The organism is Streptomyces mobaraensis NBRC 13819 = DSM 40847, assembly GCF_017916255.1.
GTDB lineage: Bacteria > Actinomycetota > Actinomycetes > Streptomycetales > Streptomycetaceae > Streptomyces > Streptomyces mobaraensis.
In genome coordinates, this window is the sequence record NZ_CP072827.1 from 2,721,100 (window position 1) to 2,747,701 (window position 26,602).

22 protein-coding genes and 1 tRNA gene are annotated in these 26,602 nt (G+C 74.0%); 19 read left to right on the forward strand and 4 right to left on the reverse strand.

Annotated elements, in window-relative coordinates:
• Positions 1-10: 10 nt before the first annotated feature.
• The 6 genes from J7W19_RS11360 (at position 11) to glmS (ending at position 7,845) form a co-directional block, all read left to right on the forward strand.
• The gene (locus J7W19_RS11360) at positions 11-2,467 is read left to right on the forward strand and encodes an acetyl/propionyl/methylcrotonyl-CoA carboxylase subunit alpha (protein ID WP_233478092.1); all 2,457 of its coding nucleotides are present in this window, start codon (positions 11-13) and stop codon (positions 2,465-2,467) included.
• Positions 2,464-3,414 (forward strand): hydroxymethylglutaryl-CoA lyase, encoded by a 951-nt coding sequence (locus J7W19_RS11370; protein WP_004953572.1) that lies wholly within the window; start codon positions 2,464-2,466, stop codon positions 3,412-3,414. The genes J7W19_RS11360 and J7W19_RS11370 overlap by 4 nt, the downstream gene beginning before the upstream one ends.
• Positions 3,415-3,420: 6 nt before the next feature.
• On the forward strand, positions 3,421-4,581 hold the full coding sequence (locus tag J7W19_RS11375; RefSeq protein WP_040892320.1) for an acyl-CoA dehydrogenase family protein: 1,161 nt from the start codon (positions 3,421-3,423) through the stop codon (positions 4,579-4,581).
• A gap of 84 nt (positions 4,582-4,665) precedes the next feature.
• The gene (locus J7W19_RS11380; RefSeq protein ID WP_004953566.1) at positions 4,666-5,565 is read left to right on the forward strand and encodes a DUF4429 domain-containing protein; all 900 of its coding nucleotides are present in this window, start codon (positions 4,666-4,668) and stop codon (positions 5,563-5,565) included.
• Positions 5,566-5,652: 87 nt separating this feature from the next.
• Positions 5,653-5,928 carry a hypothetical protein gene (locus J7W19_RS11385; RefSeq protein WP_040892316.1) on the forward strand — a complete coding sequence of 92 codons (276 nt, stop codon included), beginning with the start codon at positions 5,653-5,655 and terminating at the stop codon, positions 5,926-5,928.
• A gap of 96 nt (positions 5,929-6,024) precedes the next feature.
• Positions 6,025-7,845 (forward strand): glutamine--fructose-6-phosphate transaminase (isomerizing), encoded by a 1,821-nt coding sequence (gene glmS, locus J7W19_RS11390; RefSeq protein ID WP_004953559.1) that lies wholly within the window; start codon positions 6,025-6,027, stop codon positions 7,843-7,845.
• A gap of 368 nt (positions 7,846-8,213) precedes the next feature.
• Here glmS and J7W19_RS11395 read toward each other — a convergent pair whose 3' ends face one another.
• Positions 8,214-8,735, reverse strand: coding sequence for a universal stress protein (locus J7W19_RS11395; protein ID WP_004953555.1), 522 nt, complete (start codon positions 8,733-8,735; stop codon positions 8,214-8,216).
• Positions 8,736-9,197: 462 nt separating this feature from the next.
• On the opposite strand from J7W19_RS11395, the gene J7W19_RS11400 reads away from it, so the two are divergent.
• The 8 genes from J7W19_RS11400 (at position 9,198) to J7W19_RS11435 (ending at position 17,168) form a co-directional block, all read left to right on the forward strand.
• Positions 9,198-9,641: a hypothetical protein gene (locus tag J7W19_RS11400; RefSeq protein WP_004953552.1), complete on the forward strand. Its 444-nt coding sequence runs from the start codon at positions 9,198-9,200 to the stop codon at positions 9,639-9,641.
• Positions 9,642-10,008: 367 nt separating this feature from the next.
• Positions 10,009-11,388, forward strand: coding sequence for a GlxA family transcriptional regulator (locus tag J7W19_RS11405; RefSeq protein WP_004953549.1), 1,380 nt, complete (start codon positions 10,009-10,011; stop codon positions 11,386-11,388).
• A gap of 5 nt (positions 11,389-11,393) precedes the next feature.
• Positions 11,394-11,999: an oligoribonuclease gene (gene orn, locus J7W19_RS11410; RefSeq protein ID WP_004953545.1), complete on the forward strand. Its 606-nt coding sequence runs from the start codon at positions 11,394-11,396 to the stop codon at positions 11,997-11,999.
• A gap of 174 nt (positions 12,000-12,173) precedes the next feature.
• Positions 12,174-12,246, forward strand: a tRNA-His gene (locus J7W19_RS11415).
• Between the two features lie 284 nt (positions 12,247-12,530).
• On the forward strand, positions 12,531-13,844 hold the full coding sequence (locus J7W19_RS11420) for an ABC transporter substrate-binding protein (protein ID WP_004953536.1): 1,314 nt from the start codon (positions 12,531-12,533) through the stop codon (positions 13,842-13,844).
• Positions 13,841-14,848 (forward strand): carbohydrate ABC transporter permease, encoded by a 1,008-nt coding sequence (locus J7W19_RS11425; protein ID WP_004953534.1) that lies wholly within the window; start codon positions 13,841-13,843, stop codon positions 14,846-14,848. Before J7W19_RS11420 ends, J7W19_RS11425 begins: the two co-directional genes overlap by 4 nt.
• A gap of 9 nt (positions 14,849-14,857) precedes the next feature.
• Positions 14,858-15,724, forward strand: coding sequence for a carbohydrate ABC transporter permease (locus J7W19_RS11430; protein ID WP_004953532.1), 867 nt, complete (start codon positions 14,858-14,860; stop codon positions 15,722-15,724).
• 70 nt (positions 15,725-15,794) lie between these two features.
• Positions 15,795-17,168, forward strand: coding sequence for a GH1 family beta-glucosidase (locus tag J7W19_RS11435; protein ID WP_004953529.1), 1,374 nt, complete (start codon positions 15,795-15,797; stop codon positions 17,166-17,168).
• A 171-nt stretch (positions 17,169-17,339) separates the two neighbouring features.
• Here J7W19_RS11435 and J7W19_RS11440 read toward each other — a convergent pair whose 3' ends face one another.
• Together J7W19_RS11440 and J7W19_RS11445 are read right to left on the reverse strand one after the other, a co-directional pair.
• Positions 17,340-18,242 carry a spermidine synthase gene (locus J7W19_RS11440; protein WP_004948913.1) on the reverse strand — a complete coding sequence of 301 codons (903 nt, stop codon included), beginning with the start codon at positions 18,240-18,242 and terminating at the stop codon, positions 17,340-17,342.
• Between the two features lie 44 nt (positions 18,243-18,286).
• The gene (locus J7W19_RS11445; RefSeq protein ID WP_004948915.1) at positions 18,287-18,739 is read right to left on the reverse strand and encodes a hypothetical protein; all 453 of its coding nucleotides are present in this window, start codon (positions 18,737-18,739) and stop codon (positions 18,287-18,289) included.
• 307 nt (positions 18,740-19,046) lie between these two features.
• Here J7W19_RS11445 and J7W19_RS11450 point away from each other — a divergent pair, with 307 nt between their 5' ends.
• A complete protein-coding gene (locus J7W19_RS11450; protein WP_004948916.1) occupies positions 19,047-20,450 on the forward strand; it encodes an ATP-binding protein in 1,404 nt (467 codons plus the stop codon).
• 27 nt (positions 20,451-20,477) lie between these two features.
• Here J7W19_RS11450 and J7W19_RS11455 read toward each other — a convergent pair whose 3' ends face one another.
• Positions 20,478-21,074 carry a histidine phosphatase family protein gene (locus J7W19_RS11455; RefSeq protein WP_004948918.1) on the reverse strand — a complete coding sequence of 199 codons (597 nt, stop codon included), beginning with the start codon at positions 21,072-21,074 and terminating at the stop codon, positions 20,478-20,480.
• A gap of 296 nt (positions 21,075-21,370) precedes the next feature.
• Here J7W19_RS11455 and J7W19_RS11460 point away from each other — a divergent pair, with 296 nt between their 5' ends.
• The 4 genes from J7W19_RS11460 to J7W19_RS11475 are packed head-to-tail and all read left to right on the forward strand — an operon-like array spanning position 21,371 to position 26,538.
• Positions 21,371-22,399, forward strand: coding sequence for a phosphatase PAP2 family protein (locus J7W19_RS11460; protein ID WP_004948920.1), 1,029 nt, complete (start codon positions 21,371-21,373; stop codon positions 22,397-22,399).
• Positions 22,302-23,579, forward strand: a complete 1,278-nt coding sequence (locus J7W19_RS11465) for a hypothetical protein (RefSeq protein WP_004948922.1) — start codon at positions 22,302-22,304, stop codon at positions 23,577-23,579. The genes J7W19_RS11460 and J7W19_RS11465 overlap by 98 nt, the downstream gene beginning before the upstream one ends.
• Positions 23,570-25,138, forward strand: coding sequence for a hypothetical protein (locus J7W19_RS11470; RefSeq protein ID WP_004948923.1), 1,569 nt, complete (start codon positions 23,570-23,572; stop codon positions 25,136-25,138). The genes J7W19_RS11465 and J7W19_RS11470 overlap by 10 nt, the downstream gene beginning before the upstream one ends.
• A gap of 14 nt (positions 25,139-25,152) precedes the next feature.
• Positions 25,153-26,538: an AAA domain-containing protein gene (locus tag J7W19_RS11475; RefSeq protein WP_004948924.1), complete on the forward strand. Its 1,386-nt coding sequence runs from the start codon at positions 25,153-25,155 to the stop codon at positions 26,536-26,538.
• The last annotated feature ends 64 nt before the right edge of the window (positions 26,539-26,602 follow it).

Here is a 26,602-nt window from a genome sequence, read left to right on the forward strand (position 1 = left end):
AGACGTGACGATGTTCGAGAGTGTCCTGGTCGCCAACCGAGGCGAGATCGCCGTCCGGGTCATCCGCACCCTGCGGGAGCTGGGCATCCGCTCGGTCGCCGTGTACAGCGACGCGGACGCCGACGCCCGGCACGTCCGCGAGGCCGACACGGCCGTCCGCCTGGGCCCGGCCTCCGCCGCCGAGAGCTACCTGTCCGTCGAACGGCTGCTGGCCGCGGCGGAACGGTCCGGCGCCCGGGCCGTCCACCCCGGCTACGGCTTCCTCGCCGAGAACGCGGCCTTCGCCCGCGCCTGCGCCGACGCCGGACTGGTCTTCATCGGCCCGCCGGCCGACGCGATCGACCTCATGGGCGACAAGATCCGCGCGAAGGAGACGGTCCGGGCGGCGGGCGTCCCGGTCGTCCCCGGCTCGTCGGGCAGCGGCCTGACCGACGCCCAACTGATCGACGCGGCGCGGGAGATCGGCATGCCGGTGCTGCTGAAGCCGTCCGCGGGCGGCGGCGGCAAGGGCATGCGGCTGGTCCGCGACGAGGCGCTGCTCGCCGACGAGATCGCGGCGGCCCGGCGCGAGGCGCGCAGCTCCTTCGGCGACGACACGCTGCTGGTGGAACGGTGGATCGACCGCCCCCGGCACATCGAGATCCAGGTCCTCGCGGACGGCCACGGCAACGTCGTCCACCTCGGCGAGCGCGAGTGCTCGCTCCAGCGCCGCCACCAGAAGATCATCGAGGAGGCGCCGAGCGTCCTCCTGGACGAGGCCACGCGCGCCGCGATGGGCGCCGCCGCCGTCCAGGCGGCCCGCTCCTGCGGCTACACGGGCGCGGGCACGGTCGAGTTCATCGTCCCCGGCGGCGACCCGTCCGCCTACTACTTCATGGAGATGAACACCCGCCTCCAGGTCGAGCACCCGGTGACCGAGCTGGTGACCGGCCTGGACCTGGTGGAATGGCAGCTCCGCGCGGCGGCGGGCGAACGCCTGTCCTTCACGCAGGACGAGGTGACCCTCACCGGCCACGCCATCGAGGCCCGCGTCTGCGCCGAGGTCCCGGCCCGCGGCTTCCTCCCGTCCGCCGGCACGGTCGTGGCCCTGCGCGAACCGGAGGGACCGGGCGTCCGCGTCGACTCCGGCCTGCTCCCGGGCACGGAGGTCGGCACCGACTACGACCCGATGCTCGCCAAGATCATCGCGTACGGCCCCGACCGCGCGACGGCCCTGCGCCGCCTCCGCGCCGCCCTGGCGGACACGACCATCCTCGGCCTGGAGACCAACACCGGCTTCCTCCGCCGCCTCCTGGCCCACCCGTCGGTGGTCTCGGGCGACCTGGACACGGGCCTGGTCGACCGCGACGGCCCGTCGCTGCTGACGGACACGGTCCCGGCCGAGGTCTACACGACGGCGGCCCTGACCCGGCAGGCGGCCTTGTCCCCCGCCTCCGCCCCCGCTTCGTGGACGGACCCGTTCTCCACCCCGGACGGGTGGCGCCTGGGCGGCACCCCCGCCTGGACACCGCACCACTTCCGCGTCCCCGGACACGACCCGGTCACGGTCCGGGTCCGGACGACGGCGACGGGAACGGGGACGGAGGTGCTGGTGGACGCGCCTGAGGGCGCGGGGGCGCCTGAGGCGGCGGCCGGCGCGGCAGCGGGAGGCGCGACGGCCGGCGCAAGCGGCACCCAGGCGTCCGGAAGCCCGGCGCCGTCGGCGCCGGGCGGGATGGCCGCCGCTCCGACGGGCAGCCCGACGGACCGTGCGGCGCACGGGACCACCGACGCACCCGCTCCGGCGGCGGGCGGCGCCGAAGGCGCCACGGCCGGCGGGCAGCGCGTGGGCGACGCAGGCGCTCCGCGCGCCGGCGTGGCCGCCGCGGACGACGCCACTGCGCCCGGCGGCCGTACGGCCGGCGCGGCAGCGGCCGGCCCGAGCACCGCCCGCGTGACGGCGCCCGCCGCCGGCCTGCCCGCGCAGCAGAGCGCGGCGACCGGGGGGTCCGGGGGCTTGCCCCCGGTTTCGGGAAGGGGCGGGATTGGGGAACAGCCCGCCGCAGGCGCCCCCCGCCGCGCCCGCCTCCTCCCCACCGCCCCCCACCACCTCACCCTCGACCTCGACGGCCGCACCACCCCCTTCGTCATAAGCCCCGACGGAGCCTGGCTGGCCCACCAAGGCGACACCTGGCACATCCTCGACCACGACCCCGTAGCCGCCGGAGGCGCGAGCGCCGCCGCGCACGCCGGAGCGCTCACCGCGCCCATGCCCGGCACGGTCACCGTCGTGAAGGCGGCCGTCGGGGACACGGTCACCGCCGGCCAGAGCCTGCTCGTCGTGGAGGCGATGAAGATGGAGCACGTCATCGCCGCCCCGCACGACGGCACGGTCACGGAACTGGACGTCACCCCCGGCAGCACGGTCGCCATGGACCAGGTCCTGGCCGTGGTCGCCCCGGACCAGCCCGCCCAGGAGGAAGCATGACGACCGACGGCCTGCCCATGCCCGTACGGGACCCCGCCCTCCCGGACCGCGTCCGGATCCACGAGGTGGGCCCCCGCGACGGTCTGCAGAACGAGAAGGCGATCGTCCCGGTCGAGGTGAAGGCGGACTTCGTCCGCCGCCTCGCCGACGCGGGCCTGCGCACGATCGAGGCGACGAGCTTCGTCCGCCCCGAGTGGGTGCCGCAGCTCGCGGACGCCGAGGAACTCCTGCCCCTGGTCGAGGGGCTCGCCGAAAACGGAGTCCGCCTCCCCGTCCTCGTCCCCAACGAGCGCGGCCTCGACCGCGCCCTCGCCCTGGGCGCCCGCGAGGTGACGGTCTTCGCCAGCGCCACCGAGTCGTTCGCCAAGGCCAACCTCAACCGCACGGTCGACGCGTCGCTCGCCATGTTCGAGCCGGTGGTCCGCCGCGCGAAGGACGAGGGCGCCCGGGTCCGCGGCTACCTCTCCATGTGCTTCGGGGACCCCTGGGAGGGCCCGGTCCCGATCGAGCGCGTCGCGGACGTCGGCCGCCGCCTGTACGAGATGGGCTGCGACGAGCTGAGCCTCGGCGACACCATCGGCGTCGCGACCCCGGGCCACGTCACGGCCCTCCTCACGGCGTTCACCGCGGCGGGCGTCCCCACCGACCACCTCGCCGTGCACTTCCACGACACCTACGGCCAGGCCCTGGCCAACACCCTCACGGCCCTGCGCCACGGCGTGACCACCGTGGACGCCTCCGCGGGCGGCCTCGGCGGCTGCCCGTACGCGAAGAGCGCCACCGGCAACCTCGCCACCGAAGACCTCGTCTGGATGCTCCACGGCCTCGGGATCGAAACCGGGGTCGACCTCGGCCGGCTCACCGCCACAAGCGTGTGGATGGCCGCCCACCTGGGACGGCCGAGCCCGTCCCGTACCGTCCGCGCCATCTCCCACCAGGAGTCCTGAGCCATGCTGGACCACCGCCTCACCCCCGAGCACGAGGAACTCCGCCGTACCGTCGAGGAGTTCGCCCACGACGTGATCGCCCCGAAGATCGGGGACTTCTACGAGCGCCATGAGTTCCCCTACGAGATCGTCCGCGACATGGGCCGCATGGGCCTCTTCGGCCTCCCCTTCCCCGAGGAGTACGGCGGGATGGGCGGCGACTATCTCGCCCTGGGCATCGCCCTGGAGGAGCTGGCCCGCGTCGACTCGTCCGTGGCGATCACCCTGGAGGCGGGCGTCTCCCTGGGCGCGATGCCGATCTTCCGCTTCGGCACCGAGGAGCAGAAGCGCGAGTGGCTGCCCCGGCTGTGCGCCGGCGAGATACTGGGCGGCTTCGGGCTGACGGAGCCGGAGTGCGGCTCGGACGCGGGCGGCACCCGGACCACCGCCCGGCTGGACGAGGCCACGGACGAGTGGGTCATCAACGGCACCAAGTGCTTCATCACCAACTCGGGCACCGACATCACCGCCCTCGTCACCGTCACCGCGGTCACCGGCCGCACGCCGGACGGCAAGCCGCTGATCTCCTCGATCATCGTCCCGTCGGGCACCCCCGGCTTCACCGTCGCGGCCCCCTACTCCAAGGTCGGCTGGAACGCCTCGGACACCCGTGAGCTGTCCTTCTCCGACGTCCGGGTGCCGCGCGCCAACCTGCTGGGCGAGGAGGGCCGCGGGTACGCCCAGTTCCTGCGGATCCTCGACGAGGGCCGGATCGCGATCTCCGCGCTGGCCACCGGCCTGGCGCAGGGCTGCGTCGACGAGTCGCTGACGTACGCGCGGACGCGGCGGGCCTTCGGCCGGCCGATCGGCGACAACCAGGCGATCCAGTTCAAGATCGCCGACATGGAGATGCGCGCCCACACCGCCCGCCTCGCCTGGCGGGACGCGGCCTCCCGGCTGGTGCACGGCGAGCCGTTCAAAAAGCAGGCGGCGCTGGCCAAGCTCTACTCGTCGGAGATCGCGGTGGACAACGCCCGCGAGGCCACCCAGATCCACGGCGGCTACGGCTTCATGAACGAGTACCCGGTGGCCCGGATGTGGCGCGACGCCAAGATCCTGGAGATCGGCGAGGGCACCAGCGAGGTCCAGCGGATGCTGATCGCCCGGGAGCTGGGGCTCGTGGGCTGACGTGGGGTGGCGGGGGTGCGGCGCGTACCGCCCGCGCCCCCGCCCGGCCTGCCCAAGCCGCCCCCCGCCTGCGAGAATTCGCCCATGGCAGAGATCTTCCAGAAGGACGGCACGTGGACGTTCGACGGGGACGCGATACGCATCGTCCCGGGCCGGGAGCGCGGGGTCCATCTGGTCCGCCAGACGCTGGGTGAGCTGACCGTGCCGCTGGAGGCCGTGGCGGGCATCTCCTTCGAGCCGGGCCGCAAGGCCGGCCGGCTGCGGCTGCGGCTGCGCGAGGGGGCCGACCCGCTGTCCCAGGTGACGCGCGGCCGGATGGCCGACGCCATCGACCCGTACCAGCTCAAGACGGAACCGGACCGGGCCGGTGTCGCCGAGTACTTCGCGGAGGAGGTCCGTACCGCCCTGCTGCTGGAGCAGGTGCCGGACGGCCCGACGGACCGCTATCTGCTGCCCGGCCCCGCCGTCCCGCTGGCGGTCGGCGCCGGGGACGGCACCGCCTCCTTCGACGGCGAGAGGGTCCGGCTGGAGTGGAACTGGGTCACCGACGACGGCAAGGCGTCGGGCGGCCCGCGGGAGCTGGCGCTGGCCGACATCACGGGCGTGGAGTGGCTGCCGAGCATCGGGCTGGAGAACGGCTACCTGCGGTTCCTCGTCCGGGGCGCGCCCACGAAGACGCCCGCCAAGCACGACCCGAACGCCATCGAGCTGTTCGGCTTCAAGAAGGACGGGCTGATGGCCCTGCTGGGCGCCGCCGTCACGGCCCGGCTGCCGCACCCCGCCGCCCCGGTGCACGAGGTCCCGGCGGTCACCGCGCCCGCCCCGGCCGCCGCGCTCGACCGGGCGCCGTCCGACGCGCCACCGGCCGACGATCACGACACCCTGCTCCGCCGGCTGCGGGAGCTGGGCGAGCTGCACCGCTCAGGGATCCTCACGGACGAGGAGTTCGCCGCCGCGAAACAGGCGATTCTCCAGCGTTTCTAAGCAAAACGATCAACACTTCGCCACCACTCTTGCCCGAAATCGGGCAGGATTCTTGCGAAACGCTCCGCCACCCCTCAGTATCGACGGGTGCTCGAACGCCGTATGCCCCATGACGACCTGGTGGACCACCTGGTGCGCAGCACGCCGCTCCAGCGCGGCGAGGCCGCCCGGGTGGTCCTGGACGTCCTGGCGTACTTCGACGAGACGGCCGAGGAGTTCGTCCGCCGCCGCCACCGCGAACTGCAGTCCGGTGGCCTGGCGAACGCGGAGATCTTCGAGCGGATCGCGGCGGAGCTGCCGCACCGCGCGGTCGCCCCGCCCCCGCTCTCGCTGCGCCAGCTGCGGCGCATCGTCTACGGCTGAGGCGGACCGGGGTCCGGGACGGAGCGTCCCCGGCAGGACGGCGGCTGCTGCCGCCCGCGGGCATCATCGATCGTTTGTCAGGGAGGGTCATACCTTATGTGCGGAATCGTCGGTTATATCGGGAAGCGCGACGTCGCCCCGCTGCTGCTGGAAGGGCTGCAGCGGCTGGAGTACCGCGGCTACGACTCCGCGGGCATCGCCCTGCACGCGAGCGGCAAGGCCGGCGGCCTGAAGACCGCCAAGGCCAAGGGCCGCGTCCGCGAGCTGGAGGCCCGCCTCCCCAAGCGCTTCAACGGCACCACCGGCATCGCGCACACCCGCTGGGCCACCCACGGCGCCCCCAACGACGTCAACGCCCACCCGCACGTGGACGCCGAGGAGAAGGTCGCCGTCGTCCACAACGGCATCATCGACAACGCCTCCGAGCTGCGCGCGAAGCTCACCGCCGACGGCGTGACGTTCCTCTCCGACACCGACACCGAGGTGCTCGCCCACCTGATCGGCCGCTCGCAGGCCGCCACGCTGGAGGAGAAGGTCCGCGAGGCCGTCCGGCACATCGAGGGCACCTACGGCATCGCCGTGCTGCACGCCGACTTCCCGGACCGCATCGTCGTCGCCCGCAACGGCTCGCCGGTCGTCCTCGGCATAGGCGAGAAGGAGATGTTCGTCTCCTCCGACGTCGCCGCCCTGGTCAGCCACACCCGCCAGGTCGTCACCCTGGACGACGGCGAGATGGCCACCCTGAAGGCCGACGACTACCGCACCTACACCACCGAGGGCTCCACCACCTCGTCGCAGCCCACCACCGTGGAGTGGGAGGCCGAGTCGTACGACATGGGCGGCCACGACACGTACATGCACAAGGAGATCCACGAGCAGGCCGACGCCGTGGACCGCGCGCTGCGCGGCCGCATCGACGACCGCTTCTCCACCGTGCACCTCGGCGGGCTCAACCTGGACGCCCGTGACGCCCGCGCCGTGCGCCGGGTGAAGATCCTCGGCTGCGGCACCTCGTACCACGCCGGCCAGATCGGCGCCCAGATGATCGAGGAGCTGGCCCGCATCCCCGCGGACGCCGAGCCGGCCTCCGAGTTCCGCTACCGCAACCCGGTCGTGGACCCCGACACCCTCTACATCGCGGTGTCCCAGTCCGGTGAGACCTACGACGTGCTCGCCGCCGTCCAGGAGCTCAAGCGCAAGGGCGCCCGCGTCCTGGGCCTGGTCAACGTGGTCGGCTCGGCGATCGCCCGGGAGACCGACGGCGGCATCTACGTGCACGCCGGCCCGGAGGTCTGCGTCGTCTCCACCAAGTGCTTCACCAACATGGTGGTCTCCTTCGGCCTGCTCGCCCTGCACCTGGGCCGCACCCGCGACCTGTCCGTCGCCGACGGCAAGCGGATCATCGAGGGCCTGCGCAAGCTGCCCGGCCAGATCGAGGAGATCCTCGGCAACGAGGCGGAGATCGAGAAGCTGGCGGCCGAGTACGCCGACGCCAAGTCGATGATGTTCATCGGCCGCGTCCGGGGCTACCCGGTGGCCCGCGAGGCGTCCCTCAAGCTCAAGGAGGTCTCGTACATCCACGCCGAGGCCTACCCGGCGTCGGAGCTCAAGCACGGCCCGCTGGCCCTGATCGAGCCCGCCATGCCGACCGTCGCCATCGTCCCCGACGACGAGCTGCTGGAGAAGAACCGCGCCGCCCTGGAGGAGATCAAGGCCCGCAGCGGCCGCATCCTCGCCGTCGCGCACCAGGAGCAGGAGAAGGCCGACCACACCATCGTGGTGCCGAAGAACGAGGACGAGCTGGACCCGATCCTCATGGGCATCCCGCTCCAGCTCTTCGCCTACTACACGGCCAAGGCCATGGGCCGCGACATCGACAAGCCGCGCAACCTCGCCAAGTCCGTCACGGTCGAGTAGTCGACACCGGCGGGCCGCTCCGCCGACGGCGCTCCCCGCGCGTGCCACCGGGCGCGCGGGGAGGACCGCCTCCCCGGTGCCGGCGCCGCCCTCGCGCCGGCGGTGATGCCACCGGCCCGGGAACCGTCACCTCCCGCCCGGCGGCACGTTCGCTCACCGGTCTTGTACCCGGGGGAGGCGGCTTTCGCACACCTGAGCAGGCGCGCGCTTGCTCATTGCGGGGGCGCGCGCCGGGTCACGTCCGCCGGTGATGTCGGCGCGCACCACCCGCGTGGGACAAGGGAGTTGAGCGCCAGGCGACGGGGGACCTCCCAGACGTCCCAGACGCCTCCGTCGTCACGTCCGCCTCAGGGACGGCCACCACGGCCTCAGGGGATGACCACCACGGGCCGCTGCGCCCGTCGGGCCAGCCGTCCGGCCACCGAGCCGAAGATCCGGCCGACGATCCCATGGGTGGAGCCCACCACGATGGCGTCGGCCGCGTACTCCCGCCCGACCTCCTCCAGCTCGTGGCAGATGTCCCCGCCCCGCTCGACGAGGATCCAGGGCACCTCGGAGAGGTGGTCGGCGCAGGCCAGTTCCAGGCCCAGGACCTCGGTGCGGTGGTCGGGGACGTCCACGAAGACCGGCGGTTCACAGCCCGCCCAGACGGTCGTCGGCAGCCGGTTGGCCACATGGACGATGATCAGGCCCGAGCCGGAGCGCCGGGCCATGCCGATTGCATAAGCAAGCGCCCGTTCGCTCGACGTGGAGCCGTCGAAGCCCACCACGACACCGTGCCGGAACGCGGGATCGCAGGAATGACGTGGTTCTTCCGCCGCTTCGGGAAGCGCCGTCTGATCGGCGATCCGCTTGCGGTCCGCGGGTTCGGAGAATTCGTGACCGGCCATCGGTGTCTCGGCGAAGGAAGTCCTCTTGCGGAGGGTCGGCGGTGGGCTGCGGTGGACGGAAGGGGCATTTCCCGCCGTAGAGGACATCCGCGCGGGCGCATGGCTGTCAATACGGCGACAAAAATCCGTCCGGGATTCATCTTTTCAAGGACTTACCCCCCAGGGTACGGCCCCGCCCGCCGGGTGCCCAGAGGCCGGCCCGCCGAACGGGGCCGGAAGACGCCGGCGTCCACACGCCCCCGACGGCCGCCCCCGACGGGCGGACGTCCGGACGACGGGTGCGACACGCAGTGTCCCCTCGACGGGTGTGACGGCTGACGGGTGAGCGTTCCCCGGAGCATGCACGAGGGCCGCCCCGAGCGCAATGCCCCGTGTGTCCCTACCCCTGCCCGTTCGCCGAGTGACCCACACGCCGGACCGGCGTTGTACTACCGCCAGCAGCCGCCACCAGGGAGCCGCTCCGTGCCCGGAACCCGCGACGACGCCCACGCCGCCGAACCCGACCGGGAATCGCCCGATCCGGTGAGCGACGTGGTGCGCTGGGCGGCGTTCAGCTGCGCCCTGGTCCCCGTCGTCCTGCTGATGTGCGGCCGGTCCTTCGGCGGGGCGGCCGGCAGCGCCGCCGGCCTGGTGGCCCTCACCTGCGCCTGCCACACCCTCCTCCGCCGCTCCGAACGGGCCGCCGGGCGCGCCCCGAGGGCCGTCGGCCGGACCGCCGCGAGCCTGCGGCCCGGTCGGCCCGGACGGACCTCCGGAGCACTCGAAGAGGACCTGGAGGAGGCCCTCGAAGGGGCACTCGAACGAGTCGCGGCACCGGTCTCCCCGCACCGCGGCCGGCACGGTCGCACCGGTACCGGTACGCACCGCGGCGCACGCCATCCGGGCGCCAGTACGTACGTCGACTGATTTTTCGTACGCCCACACCCGTATGTTTTCGGCCAACTTCAGGCCGAGGGCCTTCGCTTGGCCTGACCAGCCCCCAACAGCCGGGCGACCAGCAAGGAAAGGACCGCTGAGGGCGGTTGATCCCTACGGCGCGGGGGCAGTGGCGAGAGGCGTACTTTTCAGCGGGGCCTGCAAGTGCAACGCTTCGTGATCGAACGCTTCGCGCCAAGTTGTCATGTCGACATAGAGCCGGATGGTGAACTGGTCACCGCGACTACATCCGACACAGTAGATTCGATCTTGGCCATGACCGGCGGGGGAACCGTTCAGGACCGAGGGGAAACGTGCAGGACCGAGAGGACTCGACCGCCGAGGGGGGCTTAGCGCCATGAGCCAGGACTCCACGACCGTACCGGAGACCGTGCGCAAGCTCTCCGGACGCCGCCGCCGGGAGATCGTCGCCGTACTGCTCTTCAGCGGCGGCCCGATTTTCGAAAGCTCCATTCCGCTCTCCGTATTCGGGATCGACCGGCAGGACGCCGGGGTTCCCCGTTATCGCCTGCTCGTCTGCGCGGGCGAAGATGTGCCATTGCGAACGACCGGCGGTCTGGAACTGACCGCGCCGTACGGCCTGGAGGCGCTCTCCAGGGCCGGCACCGTCGTCGTACCGGCCTGGCGGTCCATCACCCAGCCACCGCCACCCGCCGCCCTCGACGCACTGCGCCGCGCCCACGAGGAAGGCGCCCGCATCGTCGGGCTGTGCACCGGGGCCTTCGTGCTGGCCGCCGCGGGACTGCTCGACGGCAGACCCGCCACCACCCACTGGATGTACGCGCCGACGCTCGCCAAGCGCTACCCCTCGGTCCATGTGGACCCACGGGAGCTCTTCGTGGACGACGGTGACGTCCTGACCTCCGCGGGCACCGCCGCCGGCATCGACCTGTGCCTGCACATCGTCCGCACCGACCACGGCGCGGACGCCGCCGGGGCGCTCGCCCGACGCCTCGTCGTACCGCCGCGCCGCAGCGGCGGCCAGGAGCGCTACCTCGACCGGTCTTTACCCGAGGAGATCGGCGCCGACCCGCTCGCCGAGGTCGTCGCCTGGGCGCTGGAGCACCTCCACGAGCAGTTCGACGTGGAGACCCTGGCCGCCCGCGCCTATATGAGCCGCCGCACCTTCGACCGCAGGTTCCGTTCGCTCACCGGCAGCGCGCCGCTCCAGTGGCTGATCACCCAGCGGGTGCTCCAGGCGCAGCGGCTGCTGGAGACGTCCGACTACTCCGTGGACGAGGTCGCGGGACGCTGCGGTTTCCGTTCCCCCGTCGCCCTGCGCGGCCACTTCCGGCGGCAGCTGGGGTCCTCCCCCGCCGCCTACCGGGCGGCCTACCGGGCGCGGCGGCCCCAGGGCGGCCCCGACGGCCGGCCGGACCGGCCCGAGCGGCCGGACCGCGACGGGCGGGGTGACCGCTTCGGCGGCCCGGACCCGCTGGAACCCCGGTCCGGGGAGCCGGCGGTCGTCGGACTGAGACGGACGGCCCTGGCCGCCGCGCACGCCGCGGCCGGTCCGCTCGGCGGTCCGCCGCACTCCGGTGGGCACGGTGGACACGGCGGGCATCCCGGACACGGGGTGCCCCTGGGGCACGGGCCGGGGAACCCGGGGTTCGGCCATGGACCGGGACACGGTCCGGGCGCCGTCGAACCGGGCAAGCCGGAGACCGACCTGTACAGCCCGCACCTGCCCGGCCAGCGGGAACGCCCCGTAGGGTGAGTTCCATGAACGATCGCATGGTGTGGATCGACTGCGAGATGACCGGGCTCTCGCTGTCGACCGACGCGCTCATCGAGGTGGCCGCCCTGGTGACCGACTCGGAGCTGAACATCCTCGGCGACGGTGTGGACATCGTCATCCGCCCGCCCGCCGAGGCCCTGACCACCATGCCCGAGGTGGTGCGCCAGATGCACACGGCCTCCGGGCTGCTCGACGAACTGGACGGCGGGACGACGCTCGAGGAAGCGGAGCGGCAGGTCCTGGCGTACATCCGCGAGTACGTCCCGGAGCCCGGCAAGGCCCCGCTGTGCGGAAACTCGGTCGGCACCGACCGCGGCTTCCTGCTGCGGGACATGCCGGAGCTGGAGAAGCACCTGCACTACCGCATCGTCGACGTCTCGTCGGTGAAGGAGCTGTCCCGGCGCTGGTTCCCCCGGGCCTACTTCGCCAGCCCGAAGAAGGCCGGCAACCACCGGGCCCTCGCCGACATCCGCGAGTCGATCGCCGAGCTCCGCTACTACCGCGAGGCGATCTTCGTGCCGCAGCCCGGTCCGGACTCCGACACGGCGAAGGCGATCGCGGCCAAGCACGTCCTTCCTGTTCAGTCGTAGTCCGGTCGTCGTCCGGGCGCCGTCCGGTCGTGGTCCCCGCGGTGCTTCCGCGGGGATTCCGGCGGAGTGACGCAGGTCGCTCCCGGCACGGCGAAAGGCGGGAGCGAGCACCCCTCCGGACCCTGTACACTTTTTCTCGGCCGGTGGGAAACACGGAAACGAACGCCGGATGTGGTGGGTATAGCTCAGCTGGTAGAGCACCTGGTTGTGGTCCAGGATGTCGCGGGTTCGAGTCCCGTTACTCACCCTCAGGGTGAAGGCCCCTGATCTGTGAAAACAGGTCAGGGGCCTTCGTCGTGCCGCCAGGTGGGCCAAACAGCGGCCAAACGGCCCCCACCCGCCACGACACGCCGAAGCGCCTCCCGCGCCCCTTTCACCCCCCAGGCCACGTCACGCAGCGCGTCCTTGACACTACGCCAGGTTGCGGCAAGTCTCGGGGCAGTCCCGCACCCCCAATGCTCCGGTCCCGCGCGCCCTTTGGCGGACCTCCCCGGTGGGCCGGCGGGGTGGGCACGGCATCAGGAGGAGGCATTGCGCGGCGGCACCCACGGACGGCGCCCCCGGGCCCGGCGGGCAGGAGCGGCACCGGCGGCACTCACGGCCGGGCTGCTCCTGGCCGCGGCGCTCACCGGCTGCGCGGCCGACGGCGACGGGCGGACCACGCTCTCCGTCGGCACCTTCGGGGTCTTCGGCTACCGGCAGGCCGGTCTCTACGCCGAGTACGAGCGGCTGCACCCGGAGATCCGGATCAAGGAGAACGTGATCGAGCGGAGCGACACCTACTTCCCGCAGTTCCTGACGCATCTGGTGACCGGCAGCGGGCTGGCGGACGTCCAGGCGGTCGAGGTCGGCACCCTGCACGACCTGGCGGCGGGCCAGGGCCGGCGGCTGGAGGACCTGTCCCGGGCGCCGGGCGTGCGCCGGGCCGACTGGCTCGGGTGGAAATGGGCCCAGGCCACCGACCCCGACGGCCGGACGATCGGGCTCGGCACGGACATCGGGCCGATCGCCGTCTGCTACCGCAAGGACCTCTTCCGCCGGGCCGGACTGCCCACCGACCGGGAGGCCGTCGGCCGGCTGTGGGCCGGAGACTGGCGGAAGTACCTCGACGCCGGCCGCGCCTACCGGAAGCGGGCCCCGGCGGGCACGGTCTTCACCGACTCGGCGGCGGGCGTCTACAACGCGGCCGTCCACGGCTATCCGGAGCGCTACTACGACCGGTCCGGCCGCCCGCTGTACACCGGCGGGCCGGCCGTCCGGGCGGCCTGGGACCTGGCGGTGCGGGCGGCCCGCGAGGGGCTGACCGCGCGGCTGAGACAGTTCGAGAAACCGTGGGACCAGGCGTACGCGAACGGCCGCTTCGCCACCGTCGCCTGCCCGCCGTGGATGCTCGGCTACATCAAGGAGAAGTCGGGGGACGCGGGCCGGGGCCAGTGGGACGTGGCAGCGGCGCCCCGGCCGGCCAACTGGGGCGGCTCGTTCCTGACCGTGCCGAAGGCGGCCCGGCACCGGGCGCAGGCCATGGCGCTCGCCGCCTGGCTGACCGCGCCCGCGCAGCAGGCCAGGCTCTTCGCCCGGCAGTCGAGCTTCCCCTCCACCCCCGCCTCGTACGGCATGCCGGAGCTGCGGGACGCGCGGAACCCCTACTTCGGCGGGGCGCCGGTCGCGCGGATCTTCGCCCGGGCCGCCGAGGGAGCGCCCACGCTGGTGATCGGGCCGCACGAGCAGCAGATCGGCACCGCCTTCACCGACGTCGGCATCCCGCAGGTCGAGCAGCAGGGCAGGGACCCGCGGGCGGCCTGGGCGGCGGCCCAGAAGGAGATCCACAACGCGGTGGACGAATGACCTCGGCGCCGCCCACCACCGTCGAGGACCCCGGCGCCGAACCGGCCCCGGGCCCACCGCGCGTCCCGCCCGCCGCCGATCGGGACCGGCGCGCCGCCTGGCGCACCCGCCGTCACCGGTGGGACGTGCGCTGGAGTCCGTACGCGTTCGTGGCGCCGTTCTTCCTGTTCTTCTCCGCATTCGGTCTCTTCCCCCTCCTCTGGACCGGCTGGGCCTCACTGCACCGGCTCGAACTCACGGACATGAGCCGGATGGAGTGGACCGGAGCGCGCAACTACCTCCGGCTGCTGCACGACGAGTTCTTCTGGAACGCCTTGGGCAACACCTTCACCATCGGTGTGCTCTCGACCGTCCCCCAACTGCTGACGGCCCTTTGTCTGGCGCATCTGCTGCACCAGCGGCTGCGGGCCGCCACGTTCTGGCGCGTCGCCCTCCTCACCCCGTACGCCACCTCGGTCGCCGCGGCCACCCTGGTCTTCGTCCTCCTCTACGGGCGGGACTACGGCCTGATCAACTGGGCGCTGGGGCTGGCGGGCATCGACCCGGTCGACTGGCAGAACGGCACCTGGAGCTCCCGGATCGCCGTCTCCTCGATCGTCGTCTGGCGGTGGACGGGCTACAACGCGCTGATCTACCTGGCCGCCATGCAGGCGATCCCGGACGAGCTGTACGAGTCGGCGGCGCTGGACGGCGCCTCGCGGATCCGGCAGTTCCGGCACGTCACCGTGCCCTCGCTGCGGCCGACGATCCTGTTCACCGTCGTCGTCTCCACGATCGGGGCGACGCAGCTGTTCGGCGAGCCCCTGCTGTTCGGCGGGGCGGCCGGGCAGAAGGGCGGGGCCTCGCACCAGTTCCAGACCCTGGGTCTCTATCTGTACGAGCAGGGGTGGTTCGGCTTCCACCTCGGCCGTGCCTCCGCCGTGGCCTGGGCCATGTTCCTGATCCTGCTGCTGGTCGCCGCCGTGGGCGGGCTGCTCGCCCGCCGACTGCGCGCGGACCGGTGAGGAGCCGCCGTGCCCGTCCCCCTTTCCGCCACCCCGGTCACCCGCGCGCGGGCCGGCGGGCGACCCCGCACCGGGCCGCTCGGGTACGCCGTGCTCGTCCTCTTCACCGCGGGCTCGGTGCTGCCCCTGGTGTGGACGGCCGTGGCCGCCTCGCACGACAACACCCGGCTGGCGCACACCCCGCCGCCCCTCTGGTTCGGCGGCAACCTGGCGCACAACCTGGGCGTCGCGTGGAGCGACGCCAACCTGGGCCTGGCGCTGCTGAACACCACGCTGGTCGCGGGCTGCGTCGCCCTGGGCACCGTCCTCTTCTGCACCCTCGCCGGCTTCGCCTTCGCCAAGCTGCGGTTCCGGGGGCGGAACGCCCTGCTGGCGGTGGTGGTCGGCACGATGATGGTGCCCCCGCAGCTTTCCGTGGTCCCGCTGTTCGCACTCGTCGCGGAGCTGGGCTGGACCGACCGGCTGCAGACGGTCGTCCTGCCCACCCTGGTCAGCGCGTTCGGCGTGTTCTTCATGCGGCAGTACCTCGTGGAGGCGCTGCCCACCGAGCTGATCGAGGCCGCCCGGGTCGACGGCGCCGACAGCCTGCGCGTCGTACGGCACGTCGTCCTCCCCGTCGCCCGGCCCGCGATGGCGGTGCTCGGGATGCTCTCCTTCGTCCAGTCCTGGAACGACTTCTTCTGGCCGGTGATCGCGCTGACCCAGGACAACCCGACCGTCCAGGTGGCCCTCACCGGGCTCGGCCGCGGCTACGTCCCCGACCAGGCCGTCGTGATGGCCGGGGCGCTGCTCGGCACGCTGCCGCTGCTGCTCGTCCTCGCCCTCTTCGGACGGCACATCGTCGGCGGCATCATGCGTGGCGCGGTCAAGGGCTGACGCCCGTGCCGGCTCCCTCATCTCCCCCCGTCCCCCTCTGCCCCTTCTTCCTTCTCCTCGGAGCGTGTTCATGCCCACGACCTTCCCTCCCGGCTTCGTCTGGGGCGCCGCGACCGCCGCGTACCAGGTGGAGGGCGCGGTCCACGAGGACGGCCGCACCCCTTCCATCTGGGACACCTTCAGCCACACACCCGGCAAGGTGCTGAACGGCGACACCGGCGACACGGCCACCGACCACTACCACCGGTACGCCGAGGACGTCCGCCTGATGGCCGCCCTCGGCCTGGGCGCCTACCGCTTCTCCGTCTCCTGGCCCCGCGTCCAGCCCACCGGCAGCGGGCCCGCCTCCCCCAAGGGACTCGACTTCTACCGTCGGCTCGTCGACGAGCTCCTCGCCCACGGCATCAAGCCCGTCCTGACCCTCTACCACTGGGATCTGCCGCAGGAGTTGGAGACGGCGGGCGGCTGGCCGGCCCGCGAGACCGCGTACCGCTTCGCCGACTACGCCGGACTCGTCGCCCGGGCGCTGGGCGACCGGGTCGAGTGCTGGGCCACCCTCAACGAGCCCTGGTGCAGCGCCTTCCTGGGCTACGCCTCGGGGGTGCACGCCCCCGGGCGCACCGACGACGCCGCGGCCCTGCGCGCCGCGCACCACCTCAACCTCGCCCATGGGCTGGGCGCCCAGGCGCTGCGCGCCGCCCTGCCGCGCCGGGCGCGCGTCGCGGTCGTCCTCAACCCGAACGCCGTCCGGGCCCGCACCACGTCACCCGCCGACCTGGACGCTCAGCGGCGTATCGACGCGCTGTCCACCCGTATCTTCACCGGGCCCATGCTCCACGGCGCGTACCCCGCCGACCTGATCGACGACACGGCCGGGATCACGGACTGGTCGTTCGTCCGCGACGGCGACACCTCCGTCATCAAGCACCCCCTGGACTGGCTGGGCATCAACTACTACACGCCGTCCGTTGTATCAGCCGCCACTGACAACCGCCCCTCACCTGTGCCTTCGCCCTATCCCGGGGCCCAGGGCGTGGCCTTCCACCAGCCGCCGGGCCCCCGGACGGCCATGGACTGGACCGTCGACCCCAGCGGTCTGTACGACCTCCTGATGCGCTTCACCCGAGAGGCCCCCGGCCTCCCCCTCGCCGTCTCCGAGAACGGCGCCGCGTACGACGACAAGCCGGACGGCCGGGGGGCCGTGCACGACCCCGACCGCATCGCCTACCTGCGGGGCCATTTCGACGCGGTGCTGCGGGCGTTGGGGGACGGGGCGGATGTGTGGGGGTACTTCGTGTGGTCGCTGTTGGACAACTTCGAGTGGGCGTACGGGTACAGCAAGCGGTTTGGGATCGTGTGCGTCGATTACGGGACGTTGTCGCGGACGGTGAAGGGGAGTGGGGAGTGGTATCGGGGGGTGATCCGGTCTGGGCGGGTGGGGTGAGGGTGCCCCGGTCCCCCCTTTCGCCGCTTCCTGGGGGCTGCGCCCCCAGACCCCCTGATCGCGGCTCCGCCGCTCGTCCTCAAACGCCGGACGGGCTGAACAGCCGGCCCGTCCTGGGGGTGCGGGGGCTTGCCCCCGCAAGAAACGGTGAAAGGGCGGGGCTGGGGCACTTCACCGGAAGACCGACGGCGGAGGTTCGGGAGACGGCTTCGCGTCGGCGTCGCGAACCACCGCCGCCCCACCGCGGAAGGCGTCCAGCGAAGCACCCGTCTCCACCCGCCCCTGCGCCGCATCCGTCGCACACCGCCGCGTCAACTCCCCCACCGGCAGCGCCACATCCGACGCCACAAGAATCGCGTTCCCGAACCTCCGCCCCCGCAACACCGCCGGCTCCGCGACGAGGCACAGCTCGGGGAAGACCGTCCCCACCGTCGCGACCTGCGACTTGACGAAGCCCAGGGATGGCGGACCGTCCGCAAGATTGGCCGCGTAGCAGCCTCCGGGCCGCACCACCCGCCGCACCTCCGCGGCGAACTCGACGCTCGTCAGATGGGCGGGCGTCCGCGCCCCGGCGAACACGTCGGCGATGATCAGGTCCGCCCACCCGTCGGCCACCTTGGCCAGCACCTCGCGCGCGTCCCCGGAACGCACGCGGATCCGCCACGAGGGATCGAGCGGCAGCTCGCGCCGGACGAAGGCCACCAGGGGTGCGTCGATCTCGATGACCTGCTGGGTGGAGCGCGGCCGGGTCGCGGCGACGTAGCGGGCCAGGGTGAAGGCGCCGCCGCCGAGGTGCAGGGCCTGGACCGGGCGGCCGGGCGGCGCGGCGAGGTCGGCGACGTGACCGAGCCGGCGCTGGTAGGAGAACTCCAGGCGGGTCGGGTCGTCCGGGTCGACATGGGACTGCGGCGCGCCGTCGATCAGCAGCGTCCGGGCCCGCGGACGGTCGGGATCCGGTTGCAGCTCCGCGAGGCCGCCCGCCACCCGCTCGGTGACGGGCTCCGCGGCGCGCCCGCGCCCCGCCCGCCGTCCGCTCCGGCCCGTCTCCCCGGCCGCCCGTCTGCCCTTTGCCATCCGTCAAGTATCGCCCGGTTCGACCGGGTGCCCGGCCGGAGCCGTCAGCGGCAGCGGTCGACGGCCTCGATGGTGCGGGCCGCCTCCCCGAGCGCCGCCCGCAGCACGGCCGGGTCGGTCGCCTCGGAGAGCGCCGCCTCGGGGGCCACCAGCCAGCCGCTGCCCGTCACGGGCGGCTCCTGGCGGCCGGCGCGCGCGCCGCGCCCGTACGCCTGGGTGCAGGCGCTGCCGGGGACGTCCCAGGCGGCCGCGGTGCCGGCCGGGACGAGGAATCCGAGGGTGTGGCACTCGCCGTCGTGCAGCACGGGCCCGACCCCGTCGCGGAGCCGGAGGATGTCCACCGCCTCCAGTCCCTGCCGGGCGGGCACGGTGACCAGGTCGCAGGGGACGCCCTCACCCTGCGCCCGGGCCGGGCGCGCGGCCTGGCCGTGTCCGGGGCGCGCCTGGTGAAGGGCTGCCGTCCGCGAGCCGCCGATGTTCACTCCGGCTTCCGCCAAGGGGAACGCCTCCTCCGCACGTTTCGCTGAACCCGTCGCCGCCGTCCCGCACCCGCCCGCGGAGGCCGCGGCACGGACGGCGGGCACCCGCTCCCACTGTTCAACTCCCTTGAGCCGTCAACGGCTACGGCATCAAGCCGCCGTAAAGGATGGCAGTTCATGGCGGATCGCGAGTGGGATATCCGTTTTGTAGCCAAAGCGGACGTACGGGATTCCCGGCAGCCGGTACGGTCATCACGCCGTACGGCAGCACCACCGTCCGCCCCGGATGCCGGAGGGGCGGCACTCGCCAGGAGAGGGTCCGGCCATGGCGTCGCCCCACGCGTCCCCGTCACCTCGCGCCCCCCGCCCGAACACCGTCTTCCGCGAGCTGCGCGGACCGCGGTCACCTGCGGAATTCGCGGCGGCGGTACGGCGTGCGGCCCGTGAGATCGGGGAACAGGTCTCGTGTGACGCGCGGTACATCGGGCGCGTCGAATCCGGCGAGATCCGCTGCCCCAACTACGCCTACGAGCGGGTGTTCCGCCATATGTTCCCCGGGCGCGAGCCGGCGGACATGGGCTTCCTCCCCCGCGAGACCGTACGCGGACGGGGGGCGCGAAACAAGGGCGGTGCGCCGCCCGCTCACACCGAAAGCCCCGCCGACGACGGTGACGCGACGGGTCCCGGCGCACCGGGCCTCCGGGACGCCGGCGCCCCCGGCCTCGGCGGTACCAGTGACGAGGAGAGCGACGTGTTGCGTCGCGCGTTCATGACCCATGGCACGGCCGCGGTGGCCGTCGCCTCCCTTGGCGGCGTCGCGGGCGCCCTGCCCCGGCGCCACGCCGGCGAGGCGGAGGCCCTCGCGGTGGAGGAGGCGGTCCGCCGCATCCGGCTGCTCGACGACCGGCACGGCGCCGACGGCCTCTACCGGCGCGCCACCCGGCCGCTGCGGGCGGCGTACGACCTGCTGGACGCGGAGGCCCGGCGGCAGTCGGTGGCCGACCGGCTGCACACGGGCGCCGGCGAACTCGCGATCTCCGTCGGGTGGTTGGCGCACGACTCCGGCCGGTTCGCCGACGCCCGCTCGCACTACGCCGAGGCGCTGGCCACCGCGCGGGTCGCCGGGGACGCGGCGCTGGAGGCGCACGCGTTCTGCAACACCGCGTTCCTGGCCCGGGACGCCGACCGGCCCCGGGAGGCCGTCCGGGCCGCCCAGGCCGCGCAGCACGTGGGCCGGCGGCTGGGCTCGGCCCGGCTGATGTCGCTGCTGGCGCTGCGCGAGGCCGGCGGCTGGGCCCGGCTGGGCGACCGGGCGGCCTGCGCGGGCGCCTTGCTGCGGGCCCGCTCCCTGTTCGGGCAGGGGGCGTGCGAGGCCGATCCCGAGTGGATGACGTTCTTCGGCGAGGCCGAGCTGGAGGGGCTGGAGGCGCAGTGCTGGTCCGCCCTGGGCGACCGGTCCCGTGCGACGGAGCACGGCGAACGCGCCGTGGCGCTGGCCGACCCCCACTTCGCCCGCAACATCGCGCTCTACACGGCGCAGCTCGCGGACGACCTGGCGCACTCCGGCTCCCCGGACGCGGCGGCGGCGGCCGGGGAGCGCGTCCTGGACCTGCTCGGCCAGGTCCGGTCCGCCCGCATCCGGGGGATGCTCGACGGCACGTCCCGGACGCTGCGCCGGTTCACCCAGGACCCGGCGGTCGAGTCGTTCCTGGCGCGGCGCGCGGCCTGAGGCGAGCGCCCGCGGGCGCGCCCCCGCTCAGCCCAGGTGGCCCGTGTCGTTCCAGCGCTCGATCGCCGGCTCGCCGTAGGCCCAGCCGAGGATCGACAGGGACGTCGGCTCCAGGCGGATGCGGGCCGCGAAGGACGCCTCGAAGCCGAGCCAGCGGGCGGCTATGACGCGCAGGATGTGTCCGTGGGCGAAGACGAGCACGTCCCGGTCGGCGGTGGAGCGCGCCCAGCGGACGACCTCGTCGGCGCGGGCCGCGACCTGGTCGAGGGTCTCGCCGCCGGGGACGCCGTCGCGCCAGATCAGCCAGCCGGGCCGCTGTGCCTTGATCTCGGCGGGGGTCATGCCCTCGTAGGCGCCGTAGTCGAACTCCATCAGGGCGTCCCAGGCGGTGGCCCGGTCGCCGAAGCCGGCGAGGTCGCAGGTTTCACTCGCCCGGAGCAACGGGCTGGTACGGACCTCGACGTCCGGCAGGCCGTCCCAGGGGGCGCGGTGCAGGCGCTCGCCCAGGAGCTTGGCCCCGCGCCGTCCCTCGTCGAGGAGGGGGATGTCCGTGCGGCCGGTGTGCCTTCCGGACAGCGACCACTCGGTCTGTCCGTGCCGGGCCAGCAGGATGCGCGGTGCCATGGAGCGGGCTCCCTCGGAGTCTGGTGACTTCTCCCACAAAGTGGCGGGAGCTGCCACAAAAGTGATGTGCGGTACGGATGCCTTAGACCCGTCGGAACTATCATCACTCACTTGCGCCACAGGCAACCCGGGGCCATATTCGATCGTCTTCCCCCTCATGCGCCGCACTCTGGAGCCGAACGCCGGATGACCCCGGTGTTTCCGTGGCCCGACGGGGCGGTGTGCGGCGGATGCGGCGTACGCCGTACGGTTGCATGCGCGCTTGTTGGCCGCCTGAACACATGGAGAGCGTCCGGATGTACCGCACCGCATCACTCGGGAAGCGGCCGCGCTGGTGGACCGAACTGCCACTGATCGCCGTCGTCTACGCACTGTATTCGGCGGGCCGCCTGCTCGTCCGCGGGGATGTGCAGTCGGCGGTCGATCACGGTGTGTCCATACTCGACATCGAAAAGCAGTTTCGAATAAATTTCGAACACCCGCTCAACCGACTGTTCACGGACCACGCCATCCTCGGCGTACCCGCGGACTTCGTGTACGCCTCGCTGCACTACGTGGTCACCCCGGCCATCCTGGTGTGGGTCTTCCGGCGCCACTCCGAGCACTACCGCCGCGGCCGGACCTGGCTGATGCTCTCCACCCTCATCGGCCTGGTGGGCTTCACCCTGCTGCCCACCTGCCCGCCCCGCCTCCTCCCGGACGGCTACGGCTTCGTCGACACCATGCACCAGTACTCGTCGTACGGATGGTGGGGCGGTGACGCCAGTGCCCCGCGCGGTCTGGGCGGGCTCACCAACCAGTACGCGGCCATGCCGAGCCTGCACGTGGGCTGGGCGCTGTGGTGCGGCGTCATGCTGTGGCGCCACGGGCGCGGCACCTGGGCGAAGGTCCTCGGCGTCGCCTACCCGCTGACCATCACCCTCGTGGTCATGGGCACGGCCAACCACTACTTCCTGGACGCCGTCGCCGGTGCCGCCGTCATGGGCGTCGGCCTGCTGCTGACCCGGCCCGCGCTGCGCCTCGGCGAGCGGCTCCGCGCCCGGGCACCCCGCTCCCTGCCCTCGCTCGACCCCGTCGGACCTGCGGGAATGCCCGAGAGCCCGGCGATTGTCAGTGCCGGGTGCGAGACTTCGCCTCGTACTGCGCACCCGCGCACGACCGCGTCCGGCATGCCCGCCGGGGGCGGCCGGCCGGGCGCGCCGGAGAGACAGCGCGAGGCGGACGGCAGTGAGCACATCCCTTCGATCCCTTCGGACATCCCCCGGCAGGCCCGCGGCGGAGCGGGCGGCAGCCGGCCCGACGGCGCTCCGGCGGCTGCTCGCTGAGCTGCGCGGGCCGGACGTCCCGCCACGCCCGCTGGACGCCCGCGCCCTGGCGGCCCTCGCCGCCAACCCCGGCTGCCGCCGCCGCGCCCTGCTCGACGGCGCCGGGGTCGACAAGGCGGCCCTCGCGCGGGCGCTCGGCACGCCCGCCGCGTTCGGCCAGTCCCAGTTCGCCATAGCGCGCGGCAACGCCTTCGAGGCCCGGGTGAAGGCCGACGGCGGCACGGAGCTCGTCCGGCTGCTGCACGCCGCGCTCCCCGCCGGACAGGCGCCGGAGCCCCCGGACGCCGTGGACGCGCCCGACCTCTCCGCCGCCGGCCCCGAAGGCCGCACGGCCCGTACCGCCCTGGCCCTGCGGGAGGCCACGGCCGCCGGCCGGTGGGCGCTGCTCGACCACCCCATGCTGGCGCTCACCGTGGCCGGCACCCCCGCCTACCTGGAGCCGGACGCCGTCGTCGTGCACCCGGACGGCACCTGGACGGTGGTCGAGATCAAGTCCTTCGCCATGATCGACGGCGCGGCCGACGCCGCCAAGGCCGGGGCCGCGGCCCGGCAGGCCGCCGTGTACGCACTCGCCCTGGAGACGGTGGCCGAGCGGCTGCCGGGCCCCGCCCCCGAGGACGGCCGGGTACGGCACGAAGCGCTGCTGGTCTGCCCCAAGGACTTCTCCAACCTGCCGGCCGCCGCCCTCCTCGACCTCCGCAAGCAGCGCGCCACCACCCGCCGGCAGCTCGGCCGGCTCACCCGCGTCGAGGAGATCGCCGCCGCCCTCCCGCCCGGCGCCTCCTTCGCCCCGGACCGGCCGGCGGCGGAGCTGACGGCCGCCGTCGAGGCGGTCGACGCGGCGTACGCCCCGGACTGCCTGGCCGCCTGCGAGCTGGCCTTCCACTGCCGCGACCGGGCGCGCGCCGAGGGCGACGTCCGGCACCTGGGGCGGAACGTCCGCTCCGGGCTCGGCGGGCTGACCACGGTCGAGGCGGCCCTCGCGGCGGCCCGGGGCGACCACCCGTCCGACGCCGCCGAGCTGCCATCCGATGCCTCCGACCGCCCGTCCCACGCCGCCGAGCCGCCGGACGGCCCCGAGGACCCCGCCGTCGCCGCCCTCCGCCGCGCCACCGCCCTGCGCGCCGAGGCCCTGGCCGCCGCCGGCTTCCCGAAGGAGGAGGCGGACGCGTGTCGCTGATCACCTCCCTCGCCCGCCTGGAGGCGCTGCGCGCCGGCCACGCCCGCCCCCTGGCCACCGTCCGCCACCGGCACCTGTCGGACCGCCCGCTCGTCCTCGTCCCGCTCACCACCGCCGGTGAGACGGGCGCGCCCCTCGGCGCCCTCGTCGGCACCGACCGCGACGCACCCCGCCTGCTGACGGTGCCTCAGCCGCGCGACCGCGCACTGCGATTCGCGTTCCTGGCCGAGCTCGCCGAGGCCGTCCTGCCGTACGTCGAGGGGTACGCGGACGACACGGTCGCCGAGGAGCGCAAGGAGACCGACCCGGCGACCGGCCGCCGGACGACCGTCGAGGCCGAGCTGTGCGCGGACGCCCCGCAGCTGCTGGTGCCCGGCCCGGCCGCGGTCGAGTACGTCCGGCTGCTCGGCCGGTCCATGCGCTTCCGGCGCACCGCCGAGGAGGATCCGGCCGCCGACTGGCCGGCGCCGCCCCGCGTCCCGCTGCTCGGCCGCTGGCTCACCCACTACGGGGAGCGCGCCCGCCTCCCCGGCGCCGCCCTCCTGCTGTCGATGACCGAGCTGCTCTCCCGGCACTGGGCCACCGGCCAGAGCCACCTGGAGGACCAGCACCTCGGCGCGCTGCTCGCCTGGATCGACCCGCCCGAGGGCAGCACCGGGCCGGAGGCGGCCCGCGCCGCCGAGCTGGCGCGCGACGCCGACGGCCTGCTGCTCCACCCGCCCGCCGGCCCCGCGACCGACCCCGCCTTCGACAACAAGCTGCTGGCCCCCGCCATCGCCCGCTACGACCGGGCCCGCACGGCGGTCCTGGAGACCGGCCGGGGCCACGCCGAGCTGCGCGCCGCCGACACCGCGATCCGCACGCTGCTCCTCTCCCAGCTGCGGCCCACCTGGGACGCCGTCTGGCGCGGCGTCGACCTGCTGCGCGCCCTCCCCGAGGGCGCCTCGGTCGCCGAGCGCTGGAAGCGCGACCGCTGGTCGTACACCGGCCACCGGGACCGGCTGCGGGCCGGCGAGCCGCCGCAGCCGCGCCGGGACGACGCGGTCACCGCCGCGCGGAAGCTCGCCGCCCGGGAGACCGCGCAGGCCCGGCTGGACGCCCAGGAGGCGCTGGACGACCCGCTGGTCATGGCCGGGCGGCGGCTGGCCGGCGAGGCGTTCGCCGGGGAGGTCACCGAGGTCGTCATGGCCCTCTCGGAGGCGAAGGTGCCGCGCCCGCGCCCGCTGGTCACCGTCCGTACGGACGACGCGCCGCTGCTGGAGGAGGGCGCGCGGGTGCACCGGGTACTGGCCGACGGACGGTCGCAGCCGGCCGAGTTCGTGGCGGCCGGCCCGGCCGGACTGACGGTCCGGCTGACCGGCGGCATGGGCCGCGGCAAAGTCCCCGACGAGGGGACGGTGCCCGCGCCGGGCGACCGGGTGTGCTGGACGCTGTTCGAGCACGCGCCCAGGGGCGGCCCCGAGCTGCCCGAGCCCGAGCACACCCCTTGGACCCACGGCGGGCCGCCCGGCGGTCAGGCGGAGGAGCCCGATCCGGTGACCGCGGAGGACCTGTTGTGACCCAGGAGTGTGCTGTGGCTGAGAAAGCGATCCCGGCCCCCGCCGGGCCGGGGCGGGCGTCCCGCACCGTCGCCCCCTCCGTGGCCGCCGCCGCGGCCACGGACGCCATCCTGCGCGACACGCTGGACGGCCGGCACCGCGGCGTCGTCGTCGACTCGCCGCCCGGTGCCGGCAAGTCGACGCTGGTCGTCCGCGCCGCCCTGGAGCTGGCCCGGGCGGGCCGGCCGCTGATGGTCGTCGCGCAGACCAACGCCCAGGTGGACGACCTGGTGCTGCGGCTGGCCGAGCAGGACGCCGACCTGCCGGTCGGCCGGCTGCACAGCAGCGATCCGCGGCCCTACGACCCGGCGCTGGACGGGCTCGACCAGGTCGTCACGTCGACGAAGGCCGCGGATCTCGCCGGTCTCGACGTGGTCGTCTCCACCGCCGCGAAGTGGGCGCACACCAAGGTGACCGAGCCCTGGGGCCAGGCGATCGTCGACGAGGCGTACCAGATGCGCTCGGACGCGCTGCTGGCCGTGGCGGGCCTGTTCGACCGGGCCCTGTTCGTCGGCGACCCGGGCCAGCTGGATCCGTTCAGCGTGGTGGGCGCCGAGGGGACGGCGCAGTGGGCGGGCCTGTCGTACGACCCGTCGGTGAGCGCGGTGAGCACGCTCCTCGCCCACAATCCCGGGCTGCCGCAGCACCGGCTGCCGGTGTCCTGGCGGCTCCCGGCGTCCGCCGCCCGCCTGGTGTCGGACGCGTTCTACCCGTACACCCGCTTCCGCAGCGGCACCGACCATGGCGACCGCCTGATGTCCTTCGGCGTCCGCCAGGACGGGTCGGCGGTGGACCGGGTGCTGGACGAGGCCGCCGCGTCCGGCTGGGGGCTGCTGGAGTTGCCCGAGCGGCACGTGCCGCGCACGGACCCGGAGGCGGTCGAGGCGGTGGCCCTGGTGGTGCGCCGGACGCTCGACCGCGGCGCGGCCGTGACCAGCGAGCGCTCCCCCGGCCCCGTACCGCTCACCGCCGCCCGGATCGCGGTGGGCACCGCCCACCGGGACCAGGCGGCGGCCGTCCGCGCGGCGCTCGCGGGGCACGGGGTGAGCGGTGTGACGGTGGATACGGCCAACCGGCTCCAGGGCCGCGAGTTCGACGTCACCGTCGTCCTGCACCCGCTCTCGGGCCGTCCCGACGCCACCGCCTTCCACCTGGAGACCGGCCGCCTCTGCGTCCTGGCCTCGCGCCACCGGCACGCCTGCGTGGTGGTCTGCCGCGCGGGCGTGGACCGGCTGCTGGACGAACACCCGTCGACGGAGCCGGTGCGGCTGGGTGTCGCGGTGAAGTTCCCTGACGGGTGGGAGGCGAACTTCGCGGTGCTGACGCATCTGAACGAGCACCGGGTCCGGTGGCGGCCTTGACCACCGCCCCGGCACCCGCCCGCCGGACACCGTCCGGCACGCCGCCGGAGGCGGCCGGTGATCA